At 41.2% G+C, this 8,914-nt stretch carries 10 protein-coding genes; 6 read left to right on the top strand and 4 right to left on the bottom strand.

Annotation, left to right across the window (positions count from 1 at the left end; translation table 11 throughout):
• A partial coding sequence (locus tag JEQ21_RS10050; protein ID WP_233340863.1) for a transposase occupies positions 1-181 on the top strand: 181 nt, incomplete at its 5' end.
• Between the two features lie 720 nt (positions 182-901).
• Here JEQ21_RS10050 and JEQ21_RS09240 read toward each other — a convergent pair.
• From JEQ21_RS09240 to JEQ21_RS09225, 4 genes are read right to left on the bottom strand one after another with little or no spacing between them, the layout of a single operon-like run.
• Entirely contained in the window at positions 902-2,167 is a 1,266-nt protein-coding gene (locus JEQ21_RS09240; RefSeq protein ID WP_196967622.1) for an ABC transporter permease, read from the bottom strand.
• The gene (locus tag JEQ21_RS09235; protein ID WP_199365236.1) at positions 2,167-2,862 is read right to left on the bottom strand and encodes an ABC transporter ATP-binding protein; all 696 of its coding nucleotides are present in this window, start codon (positions 2,860-2,862) and stop codon (positions 2,167-2,169) included. The genes JEQ21_RS09240 and JEQ21_RS09235 overlap by 1 nt, the downstream gene beginning before the upstream one ends.
• The gene (locus JEQ21_RS09230; RefSeq protein ID WP_196092390.1) at positions 2,846-4,054 is read right to left on the bottom strand and encodes an efflux RND transporter periplasmic adaptor subunit; all 1,209 of its coding nucleotides are present in this window, start codon (positions 4,052-4,054) and stop codon (positions 2,846-2,848) included. The genes JEQ21_RS09235 and JEQ21_RS09230 overlap by 17 nt, the downstream gene beginning before the upstream one ends.
• 14 nt (positions 4,055-4,068) lie before the next feature.
• Positions 4,069-4,281, bottom strand: a complete 213-nt coding sequence (locus tag JEQ21_RS09225) for a YdbC family protein (protein WP_196092391.1) — start codon at positions 4,279-4,281, stop codon at positions 4,069-4,071.
• A gap of 146 nt (positions 4,282-4,427) precedes the next feature.
• Here JEQ21_RS09225 and JEQ21_RS09220 point away from each other — a divergent pair, with 146 nt between their 5' ends.
• The 5 genes from JEQ21_RS09220 (at position 4,428) to JEQ21_RS09200 (ending at position 8,645) form a co-directional block, all read left to right on the top strand.
• Complete coding sequence (locus JEQ21_RS09220; protein ID WP_199365235.1) at positions 4,428-4,745, top strand: hypothetical protein; 318 nt, start codon at positions 4,428-4,430, stop codon at positions 4,743-4,745.
• Between the two features lie 117 nt (positions 4,746-4,862).
• Positions 4,863-5,174 carry a DUF3270 family protein gene (locus JEQ21_RS09215; protein WP_196092393.1) on the top strand — a complete coding sequence of 104 codons (312 nt, stop codon included), beginning with the start codon at positions 4,863-4,865 and terminating at the stop codon, positions 5,172-5,174.
• Positions 5,175-5,267: 93 nt separating this feature from the next.
• Positions 5,268-6,314 (top strand): LLM class flavin-dependent oxidoreductase, encoded by a 1,047-nt coding sequence (locus JEQ21_RS09210; RefSeq protein WP_196092394.1) that lies wholly within the window; start codon positions 5,268-5,270, stop codon positions 6,312-6,314.
• Positions 6,315-6,527: 213 nt separating this feature from the next.
• On the top strand, positions 6,528-7,697 hold the full coding sequence (locus tag JEQ21_RS09205) for a hypothetical protein (protein ID WP_199365234.1): 1,170 nt from the start codon (positions 6,528-6,530) through the stop codon (positions 7,695-7,697).
• A gap of 33 nt (positions 7,698-7,730) precedes the next feature.
• Positions 7,731-8,645: a helix-turn-helix domain-containing protein gene (locus tag JEQ21_RS09200; RefSeq protein ID WP_199365233.1), complete on the top strand. Its 915-nt coding sequence runs from the start codon at positions 7,731-7,733 to the stop codon at positions 8,643-8,645.
• Positions 8,646-8,914: the final 269 nt, after the last annotated feature.

Raw genomic sequence — 8,914 nt, 5'->3', positions numbered from 1 at the left:
GTTTGTGAATATAGCTGGAAAATGCGTCAAAAGTGCTAGAAAACAAATTCTAAAACTGTCTAATCTCTATTCTCTGAAGGATGAGTTTCAGGCTCTCTTTGAGCGAATTTCCAGACTAGATTTCTCACTCCCCGTTCTCTATGCAGTAAGGGATACCAGTCCTCCTTTGTTAGGAAATTAGGATACCGAATCAAATAGAATACATTTTTAAAAATCGAGAGTCGCACCAAGGGTGGAGTCTACCCTTTTTTAGGGTGCTAAGGTAGCAGACCCATCTTTATTTATAGAAAAGCTTGATCGTTCATAAAAATCATCAGAATTGCAGTTGTTTATTGCTTGTTTCTGATGATTTTTTTGATAGTTACGCAAAGATATTCAGGGTATGAATAATTCGGGTTAACATAAAGAAAAGTAGTGAGAAAATCTTCCGTCGAAGGTTTCCCCACTACTAATCTTAGTATGTTTGAGCTGTCTACGACTCGCTACCTTGTACTAAAAGACTATACATTTAGGTTTTGAAATGTAAAAAGTATGAACCTGAAAAAACGCCCACCATCTCGTGTTCCTAGGAACTAAGAGGGTAGGCGTTTTTGTTATGGAAAGTATACTCTTTTAGCTTATCTTTTATTCCTGTGTTGGGTCGTCTTGTCGCACGTATATACTCATTAAATTTCAAAATCTAACGTTGTCAAGCCTGACGGAGAAACTCCATTCTACCATCATTGACTTTCCTAGCCATTTTTTTTGAAAGATTCGAGCATTCCGATTTTGAAGTTTGTTCAGGATTATTTGAAATTTTCTTCGAAATTTTTATCAGCAAGCTCAAAATCTCTCCCAGTGATTTGAACTGTCTACGACTCGCTCCTTTGTACTAAAAGCAAACCAAATGACTATCTCTCCATTATTCATAACGAAGTGCTTCAATCGGATTCAATTTTGAAGCTTTATTGGCTGGTAGTAAGCCAAAAATCACCCCGATACTAATCGAAAAGAGAGTACTTCCGATCACAGATTGCATGCTGATAACCGGTGGGCCTCCAAAAGCCGCGTTGAGGCTATCTCCAATCAAAAAGACAACTCCATAAGAAATCATGAGACCAATAAAGCCCCCAATGAGGGTCAGAACTACTGACTCAACCAAAAACTGAGTAAGAATATTCCTACGGGTTGCTCCCAAGGCTTTTCGCAAACCGATTTCACGGGTCCGCTCTGTTACGGATACCAACATGATATTCATAACTCCGATACCACCAACTAATAGAGAAATTCCTGCGATTGAGCCAATGACTAGCTGCATAACCCCTAAAGTCTGTTGGATATTGGCCAATTGGTCTGAAAAATCCATCACTTGGTATTCTCCCTGAGCAGGTCGAACAAGCTGAGTTAAACGACGGGCTGCCGCTGCACCAATCTCAAGAGATCGATCTACATCATCAACACTAACAATAATGTTTTGAATTTCTGGGACTGAAAACTCAGCAGCCAATTGTGTGTTCGCCATGAGCAATTGTCCGTTTGGATATTGATATTGGGCAGTACTGTCGTTTTTATCATAATCGAAGACCCCCATAATCCGATAGTTATTCCCCTGAATTTTAATCAGCTGGTTCAAGGCATCTTCTGGATTGTTAAAGAGCTTATTGGCCAAGGTCTTATCGAGTACAACAACTCGAGCAAATTGCTCATAATCAGCAGCCACAAAACTACGACCCGCTATGATCTGGTAATTTTGTGCCTTAAAGTAAGAGTCTGACACACCTGTAATGGAAGCTCCAGTCACATTCTTACTTTCAAAAGTAACGGTAGCATTGGCAGAATTTGAAACCAGATATTTGGTAACTCCCTGAATATTCAGCAAATCCGCCACTTGATTCTCGGATACTACTGGCGCAGGTGGTTGTCCACCAGAAGCAAGGTCTGATTCAGCTTCAAAAACTTCTTGACTGGTGACGATTCCACTTCCATCTTTAGATTTGAGAGGAGAGTAATTAATTTGGACATTTTGTTGGGAAGAAGCCAAGCTTCTAGTAAAAGCCTTGTTCATCCCATCTCCAAATGCCATAATCAAGACAACTGCTGCGACACCAATAATAATCCCCAACATAGTGAGGAAGGAGCGCATTTTGTGGGAACGAATAGAGGCAATGGCAAATTTCCAAGTTTCCATTAGCGTCCCCCTTCCTTAGCTGAATCCTGGGTAATCCGTCCATCACGAATGACGATTTGGCGGCTAGCATAAGCAGCAATCTCTGGTTCATGGGTAACCATAATAATGGTCTTGCCTTCCTTGTTCAGGTCACTCAACAATTCCATGATCTGATCTCCTGTCTTGGTATCCAAGGCCCCTGTTGGCTCATCCGCTAAAATAATGGCTGGTTCGTTTGCCAAAGCACGCGCAATGGCCACACGCTGCTTTTGTCCCCCCGATAATTCAGAAGGGAGGTGCTTCATCCGTTCAGCAAGATCAACTTTTTCTAAATAATACTTGGCTGTCTTCACCCGTTCGCGAGCACTCTTTCCAGCGTAAATCAACGGAAGCTCAACATTTTGAAGGGCTGTTAGTCTCGATAGAAGGAAAAACTGTTGGAAGACAAAACCGATTTGGTGATTTCGAACATGGGCCAATTTATTGCCAGATAGGCGGGCAACTTCTTGACCTTCCAAGTCATAGGAACCCTTTGTCGGCTGATCCAAGAGACCAATGATGTTCATAAGGGTTGACTTACCAGAACCAGATGGTCCCATGATCGCCAAAAATTCTCCTTCTTCAACATCTAAATCGATATCTTTGAGAACCTGAAGAATCTGATCCCCATTACGGTAGGACTTTTGGAGTCCTCTAATTTTAATTAGATTCGCCATCCTTATCAACCTCCTGACCTTGTTTGATCTGATCATCAGGATTGGTAATGACCTGCTCGCCTTCTTTCAGACCTGCAGTAATCGCTTGGTTTTCTGCATCTGCACTGCCAATGGTAACCTGAACCTTCTTCGCTTTGCGATCCTCACCAACAACCCAGACATAGTGTTTTTCATCTTCTGTCACGAGAGCTGTAATCGGAATCACGGTCTGTTTCCCTTCATTCTGAACTTCCATGCTGACGTTAAAGCCTTGTTTCAACTCAGAAGCATCTGAATTAATGGTTACATTGTAAGGATACTTTGCGCCACTATCTGCCGCATTGACAGCCGAACCTGTACTCTCTCCACCATTTTTAGGATAATTGGAAATGTAGGAGAATTCTCCTTCCCAAGTCTTACCAGGGAAAACTTTGGAAGTAATTTTAACCTTTTGACCCTTGGTGATATTTGGAAGGGTATACTCTGTCACATCTCCCTTAACTTGTAGCCCATCTTCACTCACAATATGGACCAAGACTTGGCTAGCTCCTGTTGCGGACTTGGCCACATCCCGGTTTACTTCAACCACAGTTCCTTCAATAGTAGAATAAACGGTTGTGGCATTGAGAGTGTTTCCTGCTTTCTCGAGTCCTGCCACTGCATCTTCACGACTGTCATACAAGTCATAGAGCGAATTTTGGGCATTCTGTTGAGCTGCACCTGTCGTTGCACTATAGCCGTAGCCTGCGCTCGCATCATCCGAATCTGTTGCTGTTGCAGCGCCTGCTGAACCTGTTGCCGCATCCACTCCATAGACTTCGGCTGTGTAGATTTGACGGTCAACTTTATTAACCGCCCGTTGGGCAATGTCATAATCAAGTTGCGCATTTTGACTTTGGTACTGCACCAGTGGTGTCCCAACGCCTACGTAATCCCCAACATTAACCAAGACATCTTGGAGGTCTCCCTTACTTGCATCTAAATACACATACTGTTCACGGTTGGCTGCAACCTGCCCTGTTAAAAGGGTATTAGACGCAACATTGCCAGATTTCACTTTGGCAATCTGATAACCCGACTGCGTCTGCTCCACATCACTGGAGAAGCTATTCAACAGCATTCCTCCAACTCCAAGGATAAGAACTGCTGCTCCCGCACCAATGGCAATCTTACCCTTACTGAGATTTCCTTTATCAAAGGAGAATTTTTTCATCTTATTCCTCTTTCCTAATTCTTAAACGCTTCTACTAATACTTGGAATTCCTCATTCGTCAAAGTAATCCCCTTACCCATTTTTTGATGGTCCGGACTCCACGATCGCAAGTCAAATTTAGCAGGTGCGCCATTAAAGCTCACCCGATTCAATTCCTTAGTCCATCCCTTTTCATTGGTCGATAGGACAAGCAATTTTTCTTCAATTTCAAATGTAAACTCAGCCATTGCGCCTCCCTTTTGTATTGTAATATCCCTATTTTACACTATTTTTTACTAAAAATTAAATAATATGGGAAAAATTCCCTTCTTACAATATTGTAAGAAAGAATTAAAATCGGTATAATAAAAGAAAAACGAATAAGGGGGAATCCATGGCAACATTTTGGGATGCAATCAAGCAACAAATGACCGATTTTCTGGAAGCCGGAGATGGCAAAGACAAGGCTCACAAGCAATTGACTGACACTCAAGCCCAATTACAGCGAGCTCAGAATCTGAAACAAACCGTCTTGATCATCTATGGAAAAAAACACGTTACCGGTAGCATTGTTAAAATCAATCCAGACCAAAACCAACTAATCATCAACAGCTTACCACACAGGGTCTCAACCATGATTCCTTTAAAAGATATCCGCAAAGTAAGCCCAGTCCCACAAGAAATTCACAAAAGTCATCAGAAGAGAGATTGAAGCAATCACATTCATACCCTAGCGTTCTTAGTTTTATTCTCGTATTGTCATCTATTTGTAATGTAAGAGCCTTTGAAAATGTGGTATTCTATATAGTGATTTGCACAAGGAGAGATTATGCCCGTAAGAGAAAATGTGTTACGTGACCAAGAGGTCCTCCGTAACCCCCAACCCCAACCAGTCGAAAATCCTTTCACCCAATATGACCCTAGCCAAGACCCGGATGCTATCGAGAATCGCTACGAATTTTACTACTTCGCAAATCTCGCAGCCTTCTCCCTCATGACCATCCTCTTCAGCTTCATCTTCCTTTCTCTGGAAGTTGCTTCTGTCTGGTCCATTTCCGGGGCCATCTTGATTAGTCTAGCTTTTTTACAGGCCAGTCGCTACGTGAGAAAATATTACGAAAACCGTTCTAAGGTGCGCTAACAGCGCACCTTATTTTTCTAAACAAACCTCTTGCGTTTATTACTAACTAGTGATAAAATAATCTCAAGTTAAGAAAACAAAGGAGACACAACTATGAAAATCGAACTCGGAATCTCAACATTTGGTGAAACAACTCCCCTAGAAGGAAGCAATCACGTCTACTCACACGATGAGCGCATTCGTCAATTGGTTAAAGAAATTGAATTGGCGGATGAAGTTGGCTTGGATGTCTACGGAATTGGGGAACACCACCGAGATGACTTCGCTGTCTCTGCACCAGAAATCGTCCTCGCTGCCGGTGCTGTCAACACGAAGAACATCCGCCTTACCAGCGCTGTCAGCATTCTCTCCAGCCTAGACCCTATCCGCGTCTACCAGCAATATGCTACAATCGACGCTCTCTCCAATGGTCGTGCTGAAATCATGGCTGGACGAGGTTCTTTCACGGAATCCTTCCCTCTCTTCGGTCAAGACCTCAAGGATTATGATAGCCTTTTTGATGAAAAACTAGATCTACTTCTCTATGCCAATCAAGAAACCAAGCTAAAATGGAAGGGACACCACACCCAAAGCATTGATAACCGTGAAGTCTACCCACGGGCCGTCCAAGAAAAACTCCCTGTCTGGGTAGCAACCGGCGGCAATGTCGAATCCACTGTCAAAATCGCCCAAATGGGACTTCCAATTGTCTATGCCATCATCGGTGGACAACCAAGCTACTTCAAACCTCTCATTGATGCCTACCGTACAATTGGAAAAGAAAATGGCTTCAGCGACCAAGAGCTACAAGTAGGAGCTCACTCTTGGGGCTTCCTCATGGAAGACGGAGAAGAAGCTCGCAAACGCTACTTCCACCCAACTAAACAAGTCGTGGATGCCATCTCCAAAGACCGTCCACACTGGACACCACTCAGCTACGATAAATACCTCCAACAACTTGGACCAAACGGAGCCATGTTTGTCGGCAACCCAGACCAAGTGGCTGAAAAACTCATCAAAATGATTGAAGAACTCGGCCTGAACCGCTTCATGCTCCACCTACCACTTGGCTCCATGCCTCACGAAGACGTTCTCAAAGCCATCGAACTCTTTGGGAAAGAAGTCGCACCGAAAGTCCGTGCTTACTTTGCGGATAAATAACCAATGAACTCCCGTAAACCTATTACGGGAGTTTTTAGTTTTTGTCCGTTAACCAGTAGTTAATTTTTAGTCTAAATCACTTCATTCAGATTCACTTATACACCATTGGTTTAAACACTGTTTACATGAACAGTTCAAGGCGTATAATATAATATAGCACTAATAGAAAACACTAACTATTGTGACAAAATGATTTTTAACAGGAGTTTCTTTATGAATCAAAAAGATTGGATGGAATACTTTGAAGCCGTTATTGGGCGACCGCCAACACCGCAAGAATATACCGCTGCATTGACTGCAAGGGAATTCATCATCACACAGGATGCTCTAACTTCTACATCACCTCAACCAACAACTTCTTCACTAGATGAACCATTTAATGCATCAACTTCAGCAAATATTGAATCCCCTCAAGTCAATATTGAGTCATCAATTCCCCCATTAGATAAACTCAATTCAGAAACCACACAATCCCTAAATAGTTTTAAAGCCCAGGGAAGCAGCTATTTATCCTGGTTTATAGACAATCTCAAAAAACCTCAATACCAAACTGCTAACTCTCATCTCCAGTTCGGATTAATCACCTTATCTCTAGCATCCATATTTATCGGGGGAGGATACAGTAACTTCTATCTTCGTTTCTTCTCTTCCCTTGTTAATCCTTCCATTAATGGAAATAGCCTCTCGTCACTTGTGGGTGAAATTATTGGAACTGTTCAGGGATCTATTTCTGCAGGATTTGGTCTTAGAGGAGTTTTGATTTTTTCTCTAATCTATTTTTCTGGTTATTTTCTACTCGCACTTTTACCCCACTTACTTCAAAAACAAGCTCAAAACTCTAATGTATCTTTGCTAGAGCGTTTAGGGAAATCCTTATCCTTCACTCCTCTATTAGCGACCCTAAATCTTTTTGCTCTTTTCATTAGTTTCTTGATCCCCTCAAGTCTACCGCTTGACTTTAACAATTTAATTTCAGCACTTGCTGGGCTTGGAACAACGGGAGGAAGTCCCTTTACCGGAATCGCAGGCATTTCATTTCTAGCTGCTGAAAATCCGCAGATGGGAAGTATCAGCATTTATTTCGGGCTAATTTGTCTAGTTTCCATTATTGGTTTTGGCGTTCTGCTTGTTAACTATACTGGAAATTTCCATAAAAACTTAACACGATTTAATCCTTTTTATAATGCGCTCATTTCTTTAGCCGTGTTTGCTCTTATTCTGTTTGTTCTTGATAAAACACTTACAAGTGCCTATCAAGCAGGATTTGAACCTATTAAAAATTCACTGAATGAATTAGGATCCTCCGCGGTTTCAGCAGTTACAGATGCTATTAGTGAAAATTCTGAGGAATTATTCGATGGCCTCGGTTCACTTATTGAATAAGAAACAGTGCTTATAAATGGAAAGGAGCTCCTCGTGAATGAACTATACCCTTTTGGTCCAATATTTAAAGAGTTTCGAGTCGCAAGGAATTTAAGCCTGAAAGAAGCTGCAGGTGAAATCGTTTCACCTCAGCTACTTAGCCAATTTGAAAATGGTAAAAAGAATATTTCCATGGAAAAATTCACACGGTTACTTATTTCAATCGGTGTTTCCTTCACAGACTTTGCTATCCGATTTTCCAGAGACGCCGATGGCATTGACCAAGTGATGAACATCTTCTACAATATTGAAACATCTGGTGTAACTCGGAAAAATCTACTACCTACTTTCCGTAAAGAATTAGATCCATTTTTACACGATAATAAACCTCTAAAAGACAATCTATTGGATAACTTGATTCCTATTATGCTATATGGAAAAAGCCAAATGTCATCTGAGCTTTCTGATGACTTTAAAAAGAAAATCTCTCACATCTCATTTCCCTATAGAAACACCTTGGAGAAAGATTTGCTGACAACTAGTCTCCGCAAACGTCCTTTATCTGAACTATTGCAGGATGCTGAAGATATCCTAGATTTTGCTAAAACTACCACAGCAGACCAAGATTTTTACTATATTACCATTCATTTAACAACTCTTATTGGAACTTTATCCAATTTGGGATTCTTGAAAAAAGTAGATGATTTCATCAAAGAATTCGATGAAATTCTTAAGAAAAAAGGGGGCTTAATTCCACTTCAGATTGTAATCTACTATTACATTCAAAAAACTCATCATCTCCTAAGAAAAAATGACCTAGAAGGTATTCGCTTAGGACGGTTGGTTTTAGATTTATTGGATAATCCGCTCGTCCTTAATGTTAGTAGCGACCTTCAAGAAAGCAAACACTTGTTTATTAAGACTTTTGAGGAAAACAATAATACGGGGATACCATTAATTGAGGAATAATAGAATCTGACAACACAAACAAGCGCTATCATCATTTTTGGAAACTTTTCAAGTCTTACTATCTTTAAAATCCCATTAACCCAAATTATTCATACCTAACTTAATCAAAACCACCCGTGAAAACGGGTGGTTTGTTCTTCGGCTGAAAGCCTCTATTACCGGCCAAAACCTAAAGGCTTGTCCGAATGGTCTCCCTTATGCACCACTTCTCCAGCTGACCCGGCTAGCGGGTTCCTTTCTGTTCTACTTCCTTATATTTTTCTGACCCG

Source organism: Streptococcus sp. 121 (genome assembly GCF_016458205.1).
Classification (GTDB): Bacteria; Bacillota; Bacilli; order Lactobacillales; family Streptococcaceae; genus Streptococcus.
Note: the sequence above shows the minus strand (reverse complement) of the source record. Positions and strands in the feature narration are given on the sequence as shown.

What these genes read in the sequence shown, in the direction of transcription:
- JEQ21_RS09225 (WP_196092391.1), bottom strand. Translation starts at nt 4,281, where the DNA reads ATGGCTGAGTTTACATTTGAAATTGAAGAAAAATTGCTTGTCCTATCG.
- JEQ21_RS09220 (WP_199365235.1), top strand. Translation starts at nt 4,428, where the DNA reads ATGGCAACATTTTGGGATGCAATCAAGCAACAAATGACCGATTTTCTG.
- JEQ21_RS09230 (WP_196092390.1), bottom strand. Translation starts at nt 4,054, where the DNA reads ATGAAAAAATTCTCCTTTGATAAAGGAAATCTCAGTAAGGGTAAGATT.
- JEQ21_RS09235 (WP_199365236.1), bottom strand. Translation starts at nt 2,862, where the DNA reads ATGGCGAATCTAATTAAAATTAGAGGACTCCAAAAGTCCTACCGTAAT.
- JEQ21_RS09210 (WP_196092394.1), top strand. Translation starts at nt 5,268, where the DNA reads ATGAAAATCGAACTCGGAATCTCAACATTTGGTGAAACAACTCCCCTA.
- JEQ21_RS09205 (WP_199365234.1), top strand. Translation starts at nt 6,528, where the DNA reads ATGAATCAAAAAGATTGGATGGAATACTTTGAAGCCGTTATTGGGCGA.
- JEQ21_RS09215 (WP_196092393.1), top strand. Translation starts at nt 4,863, where the DNA reads ATGCCCGTAAGAGAAAATGTGTTACGTGACCAAGAGGTCCTCCGTAAC.
- JEQ21_RS09240 (WP_196967622.1), bottom strand. Translation starts at nt 2,167, where the DNA reads ATGGAAACTTGGAAATTTGCCATTGCCTCTATTCGTTCCCACAAAATG.